General features: G+C 57.6%; 13 protein-coding genes. All 13 read right to left on the minus strand.

Features of this window, described 5'->3' with window-relative positions:
• Positions 1-20: 20 nt before the first annotated feature.
• The 13 genes from KTJ90_RS06445 to KTJ90_RS06505 all read right to left on the minus strand — a co-directional run bounded on the left by KTJ90_RS06445 (position 21) and on the right by KTJ90_RS06505 (position 19,742).
• Entirely contained in the window at positions 21-707 is a 687-nt protein-coding gene (locus KTJ90_RS06445; protein ID WP_004571261.1) for a GntR family transcriptional regulator, read from the minus strand.
• 87 nt (positions 708-794) lie between these two features.
• Positions 795-2,255, minus strand: coding sequence for a mannitol dehydrogenase family protein (locus KTJ90_RS06450; protein ID WP_140916253.1), 1,461 nt, complete (start codon positions 2,253-2,255; stop codon positions 795-797).
• A 67-nt stretch (positions 2,256-2,322) separates the two neighbouring features.
• The gene (locus tag KTJ90_RS06455) at positions 2,323-3,606 is read right to left on the minus strand and encodes an MFS transporter (protein ID WP_140033220.1); all 1,284 of its coding nucleotides are present in this window, start codon (positions 3,604-3,606) and stop codon (positions 2,323-2,325) included.
• A gap of 80 nt (positions 3,607-3,686) precedes the next feature.
• Positions 3,687-4,697 (minus strand): Zn-dependent oxidoreductase, encoded by a 1,011-nt coding sequence (locus tag KTJ90_RS06460; protein WP_499026035.1) that lies wholly within the window; start codon positions 4,695-4,697, stop codon positions 3,687-3,689.
• Positions 4,698-4,707: 10 nt separating this feature from the next.
• Positions 4,708-5,922, minus strand: coding sequence for a D-galactonate dehydratase family protein (gene manD / locus KTJ90_RS06465; protein WP_499026036.1), 1,215 nt, complete (start codon positions 5,920-5,922; stop codon positions 4,708-4,710).
• A gap of 206 nt (positions 5,923-6,128) precedes the next feature.
• Entirely contained in the window at positions 6,129-7,028 is a 900-nt protein-coding gene (gene yegS, locus KTJ90_RS06470) for a lipid kinase YegS (protein WP_004571266.1), read from the minus strand.
• A 222-nt stretch (positions 7,029-7,250) separates the two neighbouring features.
• Positions 7,251-8,633 (minus strand): prephenate-dependent tRNA uridine(34) hydroxylase TrhP, encoded by a 1,383-nt coding sequence (trhP, locus tag KTJ90_RS06475; RefSeq protein ID WP_192377812.1) that lies wholly within the window; start codon positions 8,631-8,633, stop codon positions 7,251-7,253.
• 120 nt (positions 8,634-8,753) lie between these two features.
• The gene (baeR, locus tag KTJ90_RS06480; protein ID WP_004571268.1) at positions 8,754-9,461 is read right to left on the minus strand and encodes an envelope stress response regulator BaeR; all 708 of its coding nucleotides are present in this window, start codon (positions 9,459-9,461) and stop codon (positions 8,754-8,756) included.
• A 6-nt stretch (positions 9,462-9,467) separates the two neighbouring features.
• Complete coding sequence (baeS, locus tag KTJ90_RS06485) at positions 9,468-10,856, minus strand: envelope stress sensor histidine kinase BaeS (RefSeq protein WP_004571269.1); 1,389 nt, start codon at positions 10,854-10,856, stop codon at positions 9,468-9,470.
• Positions 10,853-12,259, minus strand: coding sequence for an MFS transporter (locus KTJ90_RS06490; RefSeq protein WP_499026037.1), 1,407 nt, complete (start codon positions 12,257-12,259; stop codon positions 10,853-10,855). Before KTJ90_RS06490 ends, baeS begins: the two co-directional genes overlap by 4 nt.
• 54 nt (positions 12,260-12,313) lie before the next feature.
• Positions 12,314-15,385: a multidrug efflux RND transporter permease subunit MdtC gene (gene mdtC, locus KTJ90_RS06495; protein ID WP_004571271.1), complete on the minus strand. Its 3,072-nt coding sequence runs from the start codon at positions 15,383-15,385 to the stop codon at positions 12,314-12,316.
• Positions 15,382-18,504, minus strand: a complete 3,123-nt coding sequence (locus tag KTJ90_RS06500) for an MdtB/MuxB family multidrug efflux RND transporter permease subunit (RefSeq protein ID WP_457172882.1) — start codon at positions 18,502-18,504, stop codon at positions 15,382-15,384. Before KTJ90_RS06500 ends, mdtC begins: the two co-directional genes overlap by 4 nt.
• The gene (locus KTJ90_RS06505; protein WP_312041224.1) at positions 18,504-19,742 is read right to left on the minus strand and encodes an MdtA/MuxA family multidrug efflux RND transporter periplasmic adaptor subunit; all 1,239 of its coding nucleotides are present in this window, start codon (positions 19,740-19,742) and stop codon (positions 18,504-18,506) included. The genes KTJ90_RS06500 and KTJ90_RS06505 overlap by 1 nt, the downstream gene beginning before the upstream one ends.
• Positions 19,743-19,823 lie beyond the last annotated feature (81 nt).

Below are 19,823 nucleotides of genomic sequence, written 5' to 3' on the forward strand. Positions count from 1 at the left end.
GCGGTGCGGGTGATGAGCGATTAGGGTGCTTCAAACCAGGCGCTGTTACGCTCGGCAATGGGAGTGATTGAGAAGATCATCTCCTGCAGGTGGCGACGCATCGCCGCTTCGGCGGCATTGTCGTCATGGCCCTTGAGCGCGGCAAAAATCTCTTCATGCTGCTCAATCAGCTTTTCTGGCGGCGAGACTTCACTCAGCGTCAGAAAGCGCACGCGGTCCATTGCCGCTTTGATGTTCTCCACCGTCTCCCAGGCCAGCTTGCAGTCGATACTTTCAGCGATCAGGCGATGAAACTCATCGTCCAGCGTAAGAAAAGCCTGGCTGTCATGGCGCTCAGCAGCCATGCGCTGCAGCTGCAGGTTATGTTCCAGCGCCATCAGCGACGAATCGTCTATCTCCAGCGCCGCGCGACGAACCACCGAGACTTCCACCGCCTCACGGATAAAGCGACCATCTGCTACCCGCTTAGCGGAGATTTTGCGCACAAAAGTACCGCGCTGCGGCAATACCTGTACCAGTCCGGCTTCAGCCAGCTTGATGAACGCTTCGCGCACCGGCTGGCGTGAGACGTTGAAGCGCGCAGACACTTCCTTTTCAGAAAGTAGCGAGCCTGGCTGAATTGCGCAGGTGACAATATCTTTGCGCAGATACCGGTAAATCTGCTGATTTACCGGTTCGCTGGTCGTAATGGTATAGGCGATCGACATGCAGCAATATCCATATTACGGCTGGCAAAAGCCAGCGCGATGGGAAAGTGCCAGTCTAATCAGCGCGCTGCGTCTGCGCCAGCCCTTTTAGCTGCGGTTGAGAGACTGATGCACCGTCGCGCGCGCGCCCTGAGCGGCCAGTTTGTTATACCAGGCGGTCAGTCGGCCGACCACATCGGCATTCTGCGCCAGATCGTCGCCAAACACTTCGCGCATGGAGAGTAACGCCCGTACACGCGCTTCACCCTCTTCGCTGCTGGCGACGCATTCTGCCAGTTGCGCTTTCATCGGATCACGAATCTCAATCGGCTGACCCTTCTCATCAATGCCGCCGACATAGCGCATCCAGCCCGCCACGCCCAGCAACAGCAGGTCGCAGTCGCTGCCGCGCTGCAGGTGCCAGCGCAGGCTATCAAGCATGCGTTGTGGCAGCTTCTGGGTGCCGTCAGTGGCAATCTGTCCGGTGCGATGTTTAATCGCGCGGTTTTCATAACGGGCAATCAGCGAATCGGCGTATGCATTGAGATCCACGCCCTGAGTGCGCAGCGTCGGGGCTTGCTCATCCACCATCAGTGAACGGGCGGCGGCGCGGAAATGAGGATCGGCCATGCAGTCGCTGATGTACTCATAACCGGCCAGGAAGCCAAGATAGGCCAGGAAAGAGTGGCTGCCATTCAACATCCGCAGTTTCATCTCTTCATAGGGCAGGACATCGCTGACCAGCTCTGCGCCTGCTTTTTCCCACGCCGGACGACCATTAACGAAGTTATCTTCGATCACCCACTGGAAGAAGGGTTCCGCTTCAACCGCAACGGGATCGCTGCAACCCAGGCGCGCGTTCAGCGCGGCAAATGCCGCATCGGTCATGGCCGGAACAATGCGATCCACCATGGTGGAGGGGAAGGTGATGTGCTGCTGAATGTAGTCTGCCAGCGCCGGATCCTGATACTGTGCCAGCTGCACAATCACATTACGGATGACGTGACCATTTTCCGGCATGTTGTCGCAGGACATTACGCTGAACGCAGGCAGATCCTGCTTCCGCCGGCGGCGAATCGCGGCCAGAATCAGACCCGGCAGCGAGCGAGGCGAGTCTGGATTCTGCAGATCGTGCACGATGTCAGGATGATCGGGGTTTAAATTTCCACTGGCGGGCTGATGGCAATAGCCTTTCTCGGTGACGGTCATAGAGACAATGGCCACCTCTGGCTGACTCATTGCGTTGATCACCGCCTCAATCCCATCACTTTTGCCGTGCAGCGCCTGAGTAATCACGCCAATGACCCGGGTTTGCAGTGAGTCATCGGCCATCTCTGTCAGGGTATAGAGCAGATTTTGCTCACGCAGAGCCTGAATCAGATCGCCGCTGTTGAGGTTAACTTCGCAGTAGCCCCAGTCACTGCCCTGTTCAGCCAGCTTATCGCTGCAGAGTGCCTGATGCGCGCGGTGAAACGCACCAAAACCAATATGTACCATGCGAGTCTTTAAATTGCTGCGGTCGTAAGTGGGGCGCTGGACCTCAGCGGGCAGGCGATCAATCTGTAACATACTCCGTCCTTATGGCAAACGGGGCGCATGGCGCCCCGAAATCATCGTTCTGTTAGCGGAACAACACTCAGACCGAAACCGGTTTATCCTGGGATTTCGGACTGCGAATCACGAACAGCACCAGGAAAGCCCCCAGCGCGGCGACACAACCCGCCAGTACAAAGGCGCTATCGAATTTACCGGTGTGCTGGACAATAAAGCCGGTGACGATCGGCCCGATGATGCCGGAGAGGCTACCCACCAGATGGATAAAGCCGCTGATGCTGCCGATACGACTCTTGTGTACCACATCCTGAATAATCGCCCAGTAGATCGCGCCGGTGATATAGAGAAAGAAAATCGACACCGACATCATCATAACGGCGGGAACCACTTCTTTTATCGTACCCGCCAGTGCCACACAAATTGCGGCTGCCAGCAGTGAGACCACCAGCACAATTTTACGGGACAACAACAGTTTGCCTGTGATATTGAAGATTTTATCGGAGATCCAGCCACCCAGCGCCAGACCAACGAATCCGACTATCCACGGGATCATGGTGGTGATGCTCATGGATTTGATATCCAGGCCGTGCGCCTGCACCAGATAGGCCGGGAACCAGCTCAGGAAGAAGAACAGGATGTAGTTGTAGCAGAAGAAGGCAAACGCCGTGACCAGGATAATCGGCTGGCGCAGGTAGTAGCCAAACGGATGCGCCGTTTCAGCCAGGTCAACCTCATCATTCGGATTGGTGGCTTTCAGGCGATCAATCAGCAGACGCTCTTTTTCGGTGACAATTTTGCTTTTTGCCGGGTTATCAGCGGCAAAGAAGAGCCAGAACGCCATCCAGACCAGACCGATACAGCAGACGATCACAAACGCCGGACGCCATCCATAGGCCAGAGCAAGATAGCCAATGATCGGGCCGGCGACGGCGCCACCCAAAGGTGAGCCGGCACTCAGTAAGCCCATCGCTGTTGCGGCCTGTTTTTTCGGGAACCAGCCGTTAATGGCTTTGTTGGCTGAGGAGCAGATTGGGCCTTCCGCCATGCCGAATAGCACACGCAGAATCAGCAGCGACCAGAAGCCGGTCGCCAGTGCGGTCATGCCGCAGAAAATGGACCAGGCACCCACCGCCACGGCCAGCACGATTTTCGGGCCAAAGCGGTCAGTGGCGAGGCCGCCGACAAAGTTAAACAGGGCATAGCCGAAAAAGAAGCTGCCGAATATCATGCCGAACTGCTCAGCATTGATCGCCAGATCTTTCTCCACCAGCGGCACCGTCAGTGAGAGGGCAACACGATCGAGGTAGTTGATCATGTAAACCAGGAAGAGCAGCAAAACGAGGGTCCAGCGCAGATTCTTGAACATACAAACTCCGTGATCTGTTTTCTTTTTTAATCAGGCCGGCGGGTACGCACCGGCGAAGGAGACCTGGTGTTCAGCGGGAATTAACCCATTTGCAGGATCACTTTGCAGCAGGTGCGCGGATCTTTTTCGAACAGGGTCATCGCGCGTTCAATCTCCTGCAGCGGGAAGTAGTGCGTCACGAGTTTCTCTGGCTGGATCAAGCCTTTTTCCATCCACGCGATCACCTGTGGAAAGCGGTTGCTGTTGAGACGCGAGGTAAACAGCGACAGCTCTTTGCTGGTCAGGCTCTGCTGAGTAATGCTGCACGGTTCGCCGGAGAAGCCCAGCAGACCGATACGCGCGGCCGGTGAGGCGAGCGCGGCGGCTTCTGCCAGAATAGCGGGATGGCAGGCGGCGTCGATAATCAGCGTGGGCTGGACGCCCTCAAGCTGTGCTGCCAGTGGGATTTCGCTGTTATCGAACAGCTGATCGGCACCACTCTCTTCAGCCAGCGCCAGGCGTTCCGGCAGACGATCCACTACCATCACTTTTTTCACTTTATAGACGTTTTTCAGCACCTGAATCGCGGTAAGCCCCATTGGTCCGGCGCCATAAATCAGGGCGACATCGTCTGGCTGCGGCTTAAGAAACGCCGTGATGTTGGCTGCGATGGTAAAGGGCTCAACCAGGCTGGCAAGCTTGTCGGGGATGGCGTCCGGCAACTCCCAGGCATTTTTTGCCGGGGCCAGCGCATAGTCGCTGAAGCCGCCGTCGCGATGCACGCCAATCACCTGCAGTGTGGTACAGACATTGGGGCGGCCTACCGAGCAGGGATAGCAGCTGCCGCAGCTCACCACCGGATCGACCGCCACGCGCTGACCCAGTCGGGCCGCATCGACTCCCGCACCTACCGCATCAATCACACCAAAAAATTCATGGCCAATCACGCGCGGATATTTCGCGAACGGGTTATGGCCGTGCCAGATATGCACATCCGAACCGCAGATACTGGCATAGGCCACTTTGACCCGGACTTCACCTGCCGCCGGTTGTGGCAGTGGACGTTCAGCTATCACCAGTTCGCCTGGCTGTTCAATAACAACACTTTTCATGAGCTTCTCCTTACCAGTTCCACAGGGTGCCATCTTCAAGACGGGCGACCGGCAGATAGGCAGGTTCATAGGGATATTTCGCAGCCAGTTTCTCGTTGAACTCTATGCCAAGGCCCGGTTTGTCGCCGGGATGCATATAGCCCTGATCAAAGGTCCAGTTTGCGTCAAATAGCTCCATCATCTGTTCAGAGAAGCCCATGTACTCCTGCACGCCGAAGTTCGGCACCCAGAGGTCAAAGTGCAGTGCCGCCGCCATGCAAATCGGGGAGAGATCTGAAGGACCGTGGGAGCCGGTGCGCACCTGATAGAGCGAGGCAAAATCAGCGATACGTCGCATACCGGTAATGCCGCCCGCATGTGTGATGGTGGTGCGGATGTAGTCGATCAGCTGCTCTTCAATCAGCTGCTTACAATCCCAGATGCTGTTAAACACTTCGCCCACCGCAACCGGCGTGACGGTGTGCTGGCGGATCAGACGGAAGCATTCCTGGTTTTCGGCGGGTGTCGGATCTTCCATCCAGAACAGGCGATAATCTTCCACACTTTTACCAAAACGCGCGGCTTCAATTGGCGTCAGGCGATGGTGCATGTCATGCAGCAGATGCTCATCGAAACCAAATTTGTCGCGGATAGCCGCAAAGAGTTTCGGTGTGAAATCGAGGTATTTCTCGGTTGACCAGAACTGCTCTTCCGGCCAGTGACCTTTGGTTGCTGGCTCGTAAGCCAGGCCTTTGCCTTTTGCCATCCCGTAAGTGGTTTTCATGCCCGGCACGCCGCACTGGGCGCGAATCGCTTTGAAGCCCAGCTCTTTGTGTTTCGCGTAGTCATCCATCACTTCATCAATGGAATGGCCGGTGGTGTGGCAATAGACCATAACGCCAGTGCGTGAGGCACCACCCAGCAACTGGTAAAGCGGCATATTGGCAGCTTTACCTTTGATATCCCACAGTGCCATATCGACCGCAGAGATAGCGGACATGGTCACCGGACCGCGACGCCAGTAAGCGCCTTTGTAGAAGTATTGCCAGATATCTTCGATCTGATGGGCATCGCGGCCTATCAGCTGCGGACAGATGTGATCTTTCAGGTAGGAGGCGACCGGTAATTCACGGCCATTCAGCGTGGCGTCGCCAATGCCGGTCAGCCCCTGATCCGTGGTGATTTTTAGAGTGACAAAGTTTCTGCCTGCGCAGGTTACAAATACTTCCGCCTTAACAATTTTCATCCTGGTGCCTTTCAGTCAGCGTTCAATGATGAAAAAGTACGCACTTTAATACTACCATACAAGTTGGTCTGACAGAGTTGTGAACCCAGTCACAGAGTGTTTTCAGGGGTACCCAGGCGCGGCAAACAGGGGAATGAAAGAGGCGTTTTTTACAAACAGAGATTCAGACCGGCATTAAAAGGGGGCTTTCGCCCCCTGAATCAGGCTCAGGAAAGGAGTTCACACTGTGGTGGCAGGCGACAGCTTAATGCGCCCGCCATCACCTCAATCACGAATTCCCGTCCTGAAAGCGGCTCGCCATCAAGGTTAAAGGTCATTTCATGCGGAGAACGGATGGTCAGTGACTCCAGCTGTGCGGTGACGATGCCCGGATTGTCGTCGTCGCCCGTCAGCGAGTGCAACAGGGTCGGCAGCAGCTCCTGTGCGGTGACAATGCTGACGTCCAGCCGGCCATCGTTAATCAGGGCCGAAGGGCAGAGTCGCTGACCACCGCCCGCCTGACGTCCATTACCAATGCCAATGACCAGCGCATCACCCTGCCAGTTGAAATCGGGACCGCTGATCTCGCAGGTGTCAGGTTTCAGCGTATCCATGCGCATCAGGCCGTGAATAAAATAGGAAACACCGCCCAGTGCCGACTTCAGCTTTTCCGGGGTTTCCGTGGTGATACGGGTGCCAAATCCACCCGTCGCCATGTTAATGAAGTAGTGATCCTGGTTCACTCTGGCCAGGTCGATGGTGCTGGCTTTGCCCTGGATCGCCAGGCGCAATGCCGGTTCCATCTCTTCCGGGATGCCCACGCTGGTGGCAAAATCATTGGCCGTTCCCAGCGGCAGGATGCCCAGCACCGGGCGATGATCGGCATTCGATGCCGCCAGCGCCGTCGCGATTTCGTTGATGGTGCCATCGCCACCACCTGCGACCACCGTCTCCGCCTGCAGCGCAATCGCCTCTTTGACGTACCTGTCGCCATCACCTTTTTCAAAAGTGACACGCACCGCAATATCGAAGCCTTCTTCACGAAGGGCAGTAATGGCTTCGCGCAGATCATCATTGCCCGCGCCTTTCCCATTCAGAATGAGTAGCGTTAGCGGTTTATTATCCATTTTGCGTTCCTTGGAGATCTACAGAGTAAGAAGGGGAATTTATAACATAGCTGCCAGCAGTAAATAATTGGCGAAAGAGAGAAAAAAGAAAACCCGCACGGGGGAGCCGGGCGGGTAAATGAGGTGGTTCCAGGTAAATCTGCCGTTTGTTGTTACTCATTAGCAGCAGGCAGGACTATAAAGCAGCGCTGAACAGGGGTCTGTGATCCTGTTCTGATTTCCTCAAAATGTTTCCGTTGGTAAACGATTATGTGGATCCCGGGTATCTTCACCATGATCGAAGTTGCGCAGCAGCAGTGCAAAACGCAGATCGACTTCCTGCGGCACCCGCAACCAGACACGATGGCCATCGCCCGGCGCAACCTCTGTGGGTTCGCCGCGCGCGTTCTGCAGCGCATCAAGCTGACAATTCAGGTTTCCTTCGGGCGTCATGATCTCCACGCTGTCGTGCAGCATAAACTTGTTCTTCACCGCCACTTCAGCCCACTCATTCCGACGCTCGCCGGTAAATTCGCCGACAAATTGCTGGCGATCGGACACGGAAAAACCCTGCTGATAATTCTGATAACTGTCATGAGTGTGGCGGCGCAGGAAGCCTTCGGTATAGCCGCGATGGGCCAGGCCTTCCAGCGTTAACAGCAGTGACGGATCAAACGGCTTCCCGGCAGCGGCATCATCAATCGCCCGGCGATACACCTGGGCGGTGCGGGCGCAGTAGTAATAGGACTTGGTACGCCCCTCGATTTTCAGCGAATGAACGCCCATCTCGCTGAGCCGTTCAACATGCGCGACCGCGCGCAGATCCCGCGAGTTCATGATATAGGTGCCATGCTCATCTTCGAATGCGCTCATCACTTCGCCAGGTTTCATCTTCTCTTCCAGCAGAAACACCTTGTCGGTAGGCTGACCGATGCCCAGCACCGGCGTGACATCCTGCACTGCGACAGGCGTGTGAATACCGACGATATTCCCCACCTCATCCTGCTGACCTTCCTGCACTTTATATTCCCAGCGGCAGGCATTGGTGCAGGTGCCCTGATTCGGGTCGCGCTTGTTCATATAGCCTGACAGCAGGCAGCGACCGGAATAGGCCATACAGAGCGCGCCATGAACGAAGACTTCCAGCTCCATCTCCGGCACCTGCTGGCGGATCTCGCCAATCTCCTCCAGCGATAACTCGCGTGACAGGATTACCCGGCTCAGCCCCATCTGCTGCCAGAATTTTACCGTGGCCCAGTTGACCGCATTGGCCTGCACCGACAGGTGAATAGGCATCGTCGGAAAAGCCTCGCGCACCAGCATGATAAGACCGGGATCGGACATGATCAGCGCGTCAGGCTGCATCTCCACCACCGGCGTCAGGTCGCGAATAAAGGTTTTCAGCTTGGCGTTATGCGGTGCAATGTTCACCACCACATAGAATTTTTTGCCCAGCGCGTGCGCTTCATTGATGCCCAGCGCAAGATTTTCGTGGGTAAATTCGTTATTGCGCACCCGCAGGCTATAGCGCGGCTGGCCGGCATAGACGGCATCGGCCCCATAAGCAAAGGCGTAACGCATGTTTTTTAGCGTGCCAGCAGGGGAAAGCAGTTCGGGTTTCATGATCTTCTCACTGATGTCAGGTCAGTATGTCGCTTCAGGCGACAGGTGCAGGACCATTAAGCCCTGCAAAGGGTGCGGAATTGTAGGCAGTGAGAAAAGGGAAGTAAATTGATCGGGATCAAACTAGATCAAATGACAGGCATCGGCTTCCCAGCGATAGCCCATCCCGTAAACGGCGCGGATAAAAGGTTGCTCACTGTCGAGGTTCTCCAGCTTCCGCCGCAGATTCTTGATATGGCTGTCGATGGTGCGATCCGTGACCACGCGGTAGTCATCATAAAGATGGTTGAGCAGCTGTTCACGTGAAAAGACCTTGCCCGGTTCCAGCGACAACGTTTTCAGCAGACGGAATTCCGCCGGAGTAAGATCCAGTGGCTTTTCGCGCCAGCTGGCGAAGAAGCGGCTTTCGTCGACCCGCAGCAACGAGGCGCTTTGCGGCTCTTCCGCTGAACGCCTGACCCGGCGCAGAATCGTTTTGACCCGTGCCACCACTTCACGCGGACTGAAGGGTTTGCAGATGTAGTCATCCGCGCCCAGCTCTAATCCCAGCAGCCGATCGATCTCCTCGGTACGCGCGGTGACCATAATAATCGGCAGCTCGGAATGACGACGGATTTCACGGCAAAGCGTTAAGCCATCGGTGCCGGGCAGCATTAAATCCAGCAGCATCAGGTCGGGTGGCGTCTGACGCACATACTCCAGCACCGCGTTGCCGTCGGCGATGTGATGGGTACGGTAGTTTGAGGCGTGCAGATAATCGATCATCAGCTGCGCCAGTTTCGGCTCATCTTCGACCACCAGAATCAGCGGGTCGTGGTTTTCCTGGCTCATAAGCGTTTACACAAGGGGAACATAGCGCAAGTGTAGCGCGATTTTCAGTCCACCTAAATCAGAGTGCGACGCATGAATATCGCCACCATGTGCATCAGCGATATTTTTACAGATGGCCAGTCCCAGACCCGAGCCGCCGCTGGCGCGGTTGCGCGAGCCTTCGGTGCGGAAGAAACGCTCAAAAATCTGCACCTGATGTTCTTTATCCACGCCAGGTGCGCTGTCATCAAAATCGATGCACCAGTGGGGCGCTTCATACTTCAGCGTCACTTCTACGCGGCCACCGCTGTCGGTGTAGCGCAGGCTGTTCTCAAGAAGGTTGGTGAATAACTGCATCAGCCGGTCGGGATCGCCAAAGAACGGGGCGTTTTCGGGCAGATTCAGTTTCAGCGTCAGGCCGTGTGCGCGATAGCGCTCGGCAAAGCTGCCCGCCGTCACCTCCAGCAACTGAACCAGATCGGTGGCCTGTTTGCGGTAGGCAAGGGCACCCTCATCCGACAGCGACAGCTGGTGCAGATCGTCCACCAGCTTGGTTAGCACCACCACCTCGCTCTGCAGCGAGGCGATCGCTTCCGGCGTCAGTTTGCGCACCCCATCCTGCATCGCTTCCAGTTCACCACGCAGGATCGCCAGCGGCGTGCGCAGCTCATGGGAGATGTCGGCCATAAAAGCGCGCCGCATGCTCTCGTTTTTCTCCAGCGAGCTGGCAAGCAGGTTAAAGTCACCGGCCAGCTGGCCCAGCTCATCCCGGCTGCTGACCTCCACGCGGGTAGCAAAATTACCGGCCGCCAGATGATGGGTGCCGTCGACCAGTCGCTTGACCGGCGCCAGCAGACCGCGCGCCATCAGCCAGGTCGCCAGTGCCGCCAGCAGCGTTGAAAGCCCCACGATAATCCAGCTGGTGCGCCGCTGCTGTTGATCAAAGTTAATGTCCGTGCTGCGCGTCAGCCGCTCCGGCGGCGAGCCGATCACCCAGCCGACCACTTTATTGTTGCTGGTGGTGATGTTGCGTCGTGTGCCTTCGGGTGGCACCGGCGATTTTGGTCCGGCCAGCACTTTATACTGCTGGTCAAGAATCCAGAACTGGGTCCGCCAGCCGTGCGGCGGTAGCTGGCTGTTGCTGTCGGGATTCTGCTCCAGCGAGCGCAGCATGGTAAAGACCAGCCGATCATTATGGCGCAAAAAATCCCAGTTGCCGTGCTGCTCATACTGATCGGCGAGGGCATCGCTGAGCAGGTTTAACCGCTGCTCGTTGCCGCGTTTAATGTAATCGACAAAGCCGTGCTCGAAACTCATCCGAACGCCCCAGTGCATGGTGATCAGGACCAGCATGCAGGTAGCGAAAATCGCCATAAACAGTTTGGCACCGATGCCCAGTCGCAGGTTAACTCTCATTTTTCTCTCCGGCGTCGCAAATCAACGTTGGCATTCGTCTGTGGCGGAACGCGCCAGAACACCAGCGCGGGCAGAAGAATAATCAGCGACATGCAAAGGTAGGTATAAATAAACATTGAGTGATTCGCGGTGCTGTTCGCCATGTTTTCATGAGCAAATGCGCCCAGCAACAGCCCGGCGACGGTGACGCCAATACTCATCGACAGCTGCATAATCATCGACAACAGGCTGTTGCCGCTGGATGCCAGCTCATCGGGCAGCTCCTTCAGCGTCAGGGTATTCATTGAAGAGAAGCGAATGGCATTGACCATGCCCTGCAGAAACAGCACCAGCGGCAGTAGCCAGACCCAACCCATGAGCGCCACCAGGGGGAACAGCAGGACCACCAGCGCCAGCGCCACCGTCGACATCACCAGCACGTTGCGGTAGCCGTAAAGATTGACGATGCGCACCACTATGCGCTTCATCCCCATATTCCCCAGCACCATTGAAATCATTATCAGACCGGCGTGAAACGGGCTGTAGCCCATGCCAATCTGCAGAAAAATAGGGGTCATAAAGGGCAGCATGCCGCTGCCGATGCGGCCGGTAAAACTGCCCAGCAGACCAATGGCATAAACGCGGTTATCAAACAGTTTCAGGCTGAACAGCGCATTATCATTGCCGCGTGCATGTATCAGGTAGAAGAGCAGAGAGAACAGGCCAACGAGAATCATGGCACCCAGTAACAGCGGTGAGCCACCACTGCTGCGCTGGCCATCCAGTGCCAGTGTCAGGGTTGCCATGCCAGCGGCCAGCAGGATAAACCCGGCGAAATCAAAGCGCCGCGTCTGCATGCTGTAGTTGGGCATCAGCATCAGAGTGGCGATAGCGCCGGCGATGCCGACCGGAATATTGATGAGAAAGATCCAGTGCCAGCTGGCGTACTCTACTAACACACCGCCCAGTGCCGGACCCAGCAGCGGGCCAATCTGGCCGGGCAGGGTGACAAAGGTCATGGCGGACATATATTGCTCACGCGGCACGATTTTCATCACCGTCAGGCGACCCACGGGGACCATCATGGCGCCGCCAATCCCCTGAACCACGCGCGACAGCACCAGCTGATCCAGCGTGCCGGACATGGCGCACAGCAGCGAGCCGATACTGAACAGCAGAATCGCGCAGAAGAAAACGTTGCGCACGCCAAAACGATCCGCCAGCCAGCCACTGACCGGCAGCATCACCGCCACCGTCAGCACGTAATAGACGATCACCGAGTGCATGTGCAGCGGACTGACTCCCAGATCGTGCGCCATCGATGGGATCGCGGTATTGACGATGGTGGTATCCAGCGTCTGCATAAAGAAGCCGATGGCAACGATCCACAGTTGCCAGCGGACGTTAGTGCTTTGCTTAGTCATCGATCCCCCCGATAAAAGCATCACGCGCCGTGCCTGCCGACACACTCATTACGGCTATTGCGCGGCGGCGGTCAGCGGACGCTTTTTGCGCCGCAATTTATCCATCATCAGATAGACCACCGGCGTGGTGTAGAGTGTCAGCAACTGGCTCATCACCAGCCCGCCTGCAATGGTAATTCCCAGCGGTTGACGTAGTTCGGCACCGTCGCCGCTGCTCAGCACCAGTGGCAGCGCGCCAAACAATGCCGCCAGCGTGGTCATCATAATTGGCCGGAAGCGCAGCAGGCACGCCTGGAAAATCGCCTCTCGCGCACTCAGCTGGCCGTTACGCTCGGCCTCCAGCGCAAAATCGACCATCATGATGGCGTTCTTTTTCACGATGCCAATCAGCAGCAGAATACCGATCAGCGCAATCAGGCTAAAGGGCGTATCGAACAGTTCCAGCGCCAGCAACGCCCCGACACCCGCCGAGGGCAGGGTAGAGAGAATCGTCAGCGGATGCACATAGCTTTCGTAGAGGATGCCCAGCACGATATAGACCGCCGCAATGGCTGCCAGCATCAGCCAGAGCTGGCTGCTTTGCGACTGCTGAAACACCTGCGCCGTACCGGCAAAACTGCCGCGCACGCTGGAGGGCACACCAATCGCGGTCATGGTCCGTTCAATTGCTTCCGATGCCTGTGACAGCGACACACCCTCTGGCAGGTTAAAAGAGATCGTCGAGGCGGCTGACAGCCCTTCATGGTTCACCGACAGCGGCGCATTCGCCGGCTGCCAGTGGGCGAACCACGACAGCGGGATGGCTTTACCGTCGCTATTTATCACAAACATCTGTGAAAGGGCGCTGATATCCTGGGTGTAGCGCGGATCGACCTCCATCACCACTTTGTACTGATTAAGCGGCTGATAGATAGTGGAAATCTGACGCTGACCAAAAGCGTTATTCAGCAGGGCATTGGCCTGAGAGACATCAATGCCAAGCCGGGCCATGCTTTCACGATCGTAGGTCAGCGCCATTTCGCTGCCTTTATCCTGCTGATCGGAGTTCACGTCCGCCAGCTGCGGCAGCGCGGAGAACGCCTCGCGGATTTTCGGCTCCCACGTCCGCAGTGCGCCGAGATCGTCCGACAGCAATGAATATTGATAAGCAGCATTCGATTCCCGCCCCCCTGCGCGCAGATCCTGCACCGCATTCAGATAGAGATTGGCCCCCGGCTCTTTCGCCAGCTTAGTGCGCAGCCGGGCGATTATTTCAAGGGCACTCTCTTTACGCTCCGACAGCGGCTTCAGCGAGATAAACATCGAGCCGCTGTTGGTCCGCATCCCACCGGTAAAGCCCACCACGCTGTCCACCGCCGGATCGGCCCCGACAATCTCCATAAAATCCTGCAGCTTGCTGCGCATCGCCTGAAAGGAAATGCTCTGGTCGGCAGAGATAAAGCCGGAGAGTCGCCCGGTATCCTGTTCCGGCATAAAGGTTTTCGGGATATGAACGAATAGCCAGCCTGTCAGGGCGATGGTGGCGAAAAACAGCAGCAGCACCCAGCGTGCATGGTTCAGCACCACGTTAAGCGACCGACCGTAGCCTTGCTGAATCGCCATCAGTAGCCGGCCCACCCCGCGCTGACGTGGCTGGCTGCGCGGCGCGTGCGGCTTCAGCAGATAAGCGCACATCACCGGCGTCAGCGTGACCGAGATAAACAGCGAGATAAGAATCGACACCGACAGCGTAATGGAAAACTCAGAGAAGAAGCGGCCAATCAGCCCGCCAATCATCAGGAGCGGCAGGAACACCGCAATCAGCGACAGGCTCATCGACAGCACGGTAAAGCCGACTTCCCGCACCCCTTTTAGCGCGGCAGCCAGCGGCTTCATGCCGGCTTCCACGTGACGGGCAATGTTCTCCAGCACCACAATCGCATCGTCCACCACAAAACCGGTAGCAATGGTCAGCGCCATCAGTGACAGATTATTCAGGCTGAAGCCGCACAGGTACATCGCGGCAAACGTGCCGATTAGCGAAACCGGCACGGCAACGGCCGGGATCAGCGTGGCGCGGCCCGAGCGCAGGAAAACAAACACCACCAGAATCACCAGCGCCACGGCGATAATCAGCGACTGCTCCACTTCATGCAGCGAGGCGCGAATAGTGGGCGAGCGATCCTGCGCAATCTCGAGATCGATGGCAGCAGGGATCACCTCATGCAGCAGCGGCATTTCAGCGCGAATCCGATCGACCGTATCAATGACGTTCGCTTCAGGCGTTTTGCGGATCAGCAGCAGAACCGCAGGTTTACCCCGTGACATTCCGGCGTTGCGCACGTCCTGAACCGAATCCTCTACCGTCGCCACATCCGACAGCCTGACCGCCGCGCCGTTGTTGTAATGCACCACCAGCGGCTGATACTCCCGGGCAGTCTGCAGCGCGTCATTGGTTCGCAGTTGCCAGCGCTGCTGACCGTCATCCAGTGCGCCCTGCGGTCGTCGCTGATTGGCATTGGAGATAGCGGTGCGCACCGCATCCAGCGATACGCCCTGGTTAAACAGTGCCTGGGGATTCAGCGCCACGCGCACCGCAGGCAGCGAACTGCCGCCCACGGTGACATCGCCCACGCCTTCAATCTGTGACAGCTTCTGCGCCAGCTGGGTAGAGGCGTAGTCATAAAGCTGACCCGGATTGTAGGTATCTGAGGTCAGCGTCATGATCATGATCGGCGCATCAGAAGGGTTAACTTTCCGGTAGGTTGGACGCGACGGCATGCCGGTGGGCAGCAGGCTTTGCGCGGCGTTAATGGCGGCCTGCACGTCGCGCGCCGCGCCGTTAATGTCGCGATCAAAATCAAACACCAGAATGATGCGGGTGCTACCCAGCGAACTGGTGGAGGTCATTTCACTGACCCCCGCGATGCGTCCCAGCGAGCGTTCCAGCGGTGTAGCCACCGACGATGCCATGATTTCCGGTGAGGCGCCCGGCAGCGAGGCCGAGATGACGATGACCGGAAAATCGACCTGCGGCAGCGGTGCCACCGGTAGCAGACGGAAGCCCAGCATCCCGGCCAGGGCGATGGCCAGTGTCAGCAGGGTCGTGGCGACGGGCCGATGGATGAAGAGGGCAAAAAACTTCACTCTGCGGCCTCCGTACGGCCAAAGCGTCGGCGGGTAGCATGCGCCAGGCGGTCAAACAGCAGATAGATCACCGGTGTGGTGAACAGCGTCAGTACCTGACTCAGAATCAGGCCACCGACCATGGCGATTCCCAGCGGATGACGCAATTCGGCACCGACGCCGGTGCTGAGCATCAGCGGCAGCGCACCGAGAAGGGCTGCCAGTGTGGTCATCAGAATCGGACGGAAGCGCAACAGACAGGCCTGATAGATGGCATCTACCGGCTTCATGCCCTGTTCACGTTCGGCTGCCAGCGCAAAGTCGATCATCATGATGGCGTTCTTTTTCACGATGCCGATCAACAGGATGATGCCGATAATTGCCACGATATCCAGCTCATTGCCGCTGAGCATCAGCGCCAGCAGCGCGCCGACACCGGCAGTGGGCAGTGTTGAGAGAATCGTAATCGGGTGAATAAAGCTTTCATAGAGCACGCCCAGCACGATGTACATCGCCACGATGGCTGCCACAATCAGCCAGACGGTGCTGCTGAGCGCCGCCTCAAACGCCAGCGTACTGCCCTGGAACTGGGTCATCAGCTCCGCGGGCATGCCCAGCTGCGCTTCCGCCTGCGACACCGCCTTCACCGCATCTTCCAGCGAATAGCCATCAGCCACGTTGAAGGAGAAGGTCGCCGACGGGAACTGGTCCAGATGGTTAATGCTGAGCGGCGTGTGACGCTGTTCAATACGGGCGATGGCGCTCAGCGGAACGCTGCCGTCATCACTGCTGTTAAGGCGAATCGCCTCCAGGCTCTCCAGCCCCGGTGTGGCGTTATTATCCTGCTCCAGCACCACACGATACTGATTTGCCTGGGTATAGATGGTGGAGATGAGTCGCTGCCCAAACGCGTTGTACAGCGCGTTATCGACATCGGCCATGCTGATACCGAGGCGGCTGGCGCTGTCGCGGTCAACGTTGACATAAGCTTCCAGCCCCTGATCCTGCCAGTCACTGCTGACGTCACGCAGCTGTGGCAGGGTACTGAGCCGGGTCAGCAGGGCCGGCACCCAGGTGCTGAGCGACGACAGGGAGCCGGACTGCAGCGTGAACTGGTACGGCGTGCGGCTCGCCTGGGTATCGATGGTGAGATCCTGCACCGCCTGCAGCCAGAGCTGCACGCCCGGCAGCTGACTGACCTGTTGTTGCAGGCGTTGCTGAATAGCCGGAATGCGGTCGTCGCGTTGATCCAGAGGTTTAAGGTTAATCTGCAGTCGCGCGCTGTTCAGTGAGGCATTGGTGCCATCGACGCCGACGAACGAGGTCATGCTCTCAACCGCCGGATCTTTCATGATGATGGAGGCAACGTCGCGGGTGCGCTCTGCCATGCTGGCGTAGGAGACCGACTGCGGTGCCTGCAGCGTACCCTGAATAATGCTGTTGTCCTGCTGCGGGAAAAAGCCTTTCGGGATCACCATCCACAGCAGCAGCGTCAGCACAAGGGTGCCAAGCGCGACCGACAATGTCAGCCAGGGGTGATTCAGCACCCGTTTCAGGCCACGGCCATAGGCGGCCACGATACGATCAAACATCGCCTCGCTGGCCCGTGAAAAGCGGTTCTGTTTACGCAGCGACTCTGCGCTCAGCATCCGGGCGCACATCATCGGCGTCAGGGTGAGTGACACTACTGCGGAAATCAGAATCGCTACGGCCAGTGTTACGGCAAATTCGCGGAACAGACGGCCAATTACGTCGCCCATAAACAGCAGTGGAATCAGTACCGCAATCAGCGAGAAGGTCAGGGAGATAATGGTAAAGCCGATCTCACCGGCACCTTTCAGCGCGGCGGTAAGCGGCTTTTCCCCTTTTTCGATATAGCGCGAGATGTTCTCAATCACCACAATGGCATCATCGACCACAAAACCCGTGGCAATGGTCAGCGCCATCAGCGTCAGGTTATTAATGGAAAAACCGAGGAAGTACATCGCCGCAAAGGTGCCGATCAGCGACAGCGGCACCGCCACCGCCGGAATCAGCGTGGCGGGCACGTTACGCAGGAACAGATAGATAATCATCACCACCAGCGCCATCGCCAGTATCAGCTCAAACTGCGTGTCGTTGACCGACGCGCGAATATTGGTGGTGCGGTCGGTGAGCAGTTTCACCTCTACCGATTTGGGCAGCGTTTCCGTCAGGGCGGGCAACATGGCACGGATATTATCTGCAGTGGCGATAATATTAGCGCCAGGCTGACGCTGAACATTAAGCACAATCGCCGCATCGCGATTGGCCCAGGCGCCAAGCCAGCTGTTTTCTGCTCCCTGTTCAATGGTCGCCACGTCACCAAGACGCACCGGCGCGCCATTTTTGTAGCTGATAATCAGCTGGCGATAATCTTCCGCGGATTTCATCTGGTCATTGGCTGACAGGGTAATAGAACGCGTCGGACCATCCAGACTGCCTTTGGCGGAGTTAACGTTGGCATTGCTGATGGCGGTTCGCACCGTTTCACTGGTCAGACCCAGCGCCGCCAGCGCCTGCGCATTCATTTTTACCCGCACTGCCGGGCGCTGACCGCCTGACAACGTCACCAGGCCGACACCGCTGACCTGCGAAATTTTCTGCGCGACCCGCGTTTCCACCATGTCCTGCACCTGCGTCAGCGGCATGCTGCGCGTCGTGACGGCCAGCGTCATGATGGGCGGATCGGCAGGGTTTACTTTGCTGTAGACCGGTGGATTGGGCAGGTCGTTGGGCAACAGATTAGTGGCGGAGTTAATGGCCGCCTGCACCTCCTGCTCGGCCACATCCAGCGGCAGCGTCAGCTGAAACTGCAGTGTTACCACCGAGGCACCGCCGGAGCTTTGCGATGCCATCTGTTTCAGCCCCGACATCTGACCAAACTGACGCTCTAGTGGGGCGGTAATGGAGGAGGTGACCACATCCGGGCTGGCACCAGGATAAAGCGTAACCACCTGGATGGTCGGATAATCGACTTCCGGCAGTGCCGAGACCGGCAGGAACCGGTAGCCCAGCACTCCGGCCAGCAAAATCGCAATCATCAACAGCGTGGTGGCGACCGGACGCAGAATAAACTGGCGTGACGGCCCGCCACTGTGATCGGGAGGCATGACCTGCATTACTCACGCTCTCCTTTTGACGGCAGGGCGGCGCGGGTGGCGCGCGGTGCGTTGCTCTGCGGCGCGACCACCTCGACTTTCGCGCCTTCGGTCAGACGATCCAGACCATCGGTCACGACCCGTTCACCGGCTTCCAGACCGGCGCTGACCACCACTTTCTGGCTATCCTGCAGGCCGGCAATCACGCTTTTCTTGCTCACCTTGTTGTCACTGTTGACCACCCAGACAAAGTGGCCTTCGTTGCCCATCTGTAATGCGGCAGGCGGAATCACAACGGCATTCTGCAAGGTGTTGACCTTGAGCCGAACATTGACGAACTGATTAGGGAAGAGGGCGTCGTCCTGATTATCAAACCGCGCTTTGATTTTTATGGTGCCGGTCGTCACATCAATCTGGTTATCGAGGCTCAGCAGTTTGCCGCTGGCGATTAAATTCTCATTACTGCGATCCCAGGCCTCCACCAGCAGCGGCTGGCCGCTTTTCTGTGCCTTGAGAATGGAACTGATGCTGTTCTCCGCCAGGGTAAAGACCACATCAATCGGGTGCGTCTGGGTGATCACGACGATACCGGTGGTGTCGCCACTGGTGACGTAGTTGCCGACATCCACCTGTTTCAGGCCGACACGGCCGGCAATCGGTGCAGTGATTTTGCTGTAGGTCAGATTGAGCTGCGCACTGGCGACGCTTCCCTCATCCGCTTTCAGGGTGCCCAACGTTTCATTCACCAGTGAGCGCTGGGTATCCAGCTCCTGCTGCGATACCAGCGACGTTTTTGCCAGCTTCTCGAAGCGCGCCAGGTCGCGACGGGCATTGGCCAGCGTCGCCTGATCTTTCGCCAGCTGGCCCTGAGCCTGGGTTAACGCCACCTGGTAAGGACGTGGGTCGACTTCTGCCAGCAGATCGCCCGCGTTGACCTGCTGGCCTTCGGTAAAGTGGATCGCCAGCAGATCGCCATTGACCCGGCTGCGCACCGTGGCCGTGTTAGCCGCCGTGACGGTACCCAATCCGCTAAGGTATTGCGGCACGCTCTGGCTGGTAGCCGTCGCTGCCTGAACCGGGGCGAGTGGCCGACGAGCGCCGTCACCGCTGCCCTTGCCACCTCGAGGCCCGGGCGAGTCCGTCTGGCTGCTGCTCTGTGGCTGGGCAGTGCGCTGCCAGGCATAGTAGCCGCCAGCGGCCACAGCAATCAGGGCCAGTGCGATCAGTGTTTTCTTCATAACAGGGTGTCGGGTGCTCATGATTGTTGATGCTCTCCAGCAGTGACGTAGTCCCAGGCGCAGGCATCAAATGGGTAGCCTGCAAACGACAGAGTGTAGTCG

The sequence above is a fragment of the Pantoea jilinensis genome, from assembly GCF_019104105.1.
Taxonomy (GTDB): Bacteria; Pseudomonadota; Gammaproteobacteria; order Enterobacterales; family Enterobacteriaceae; genus Pantoea; species Pantoea eucalypti.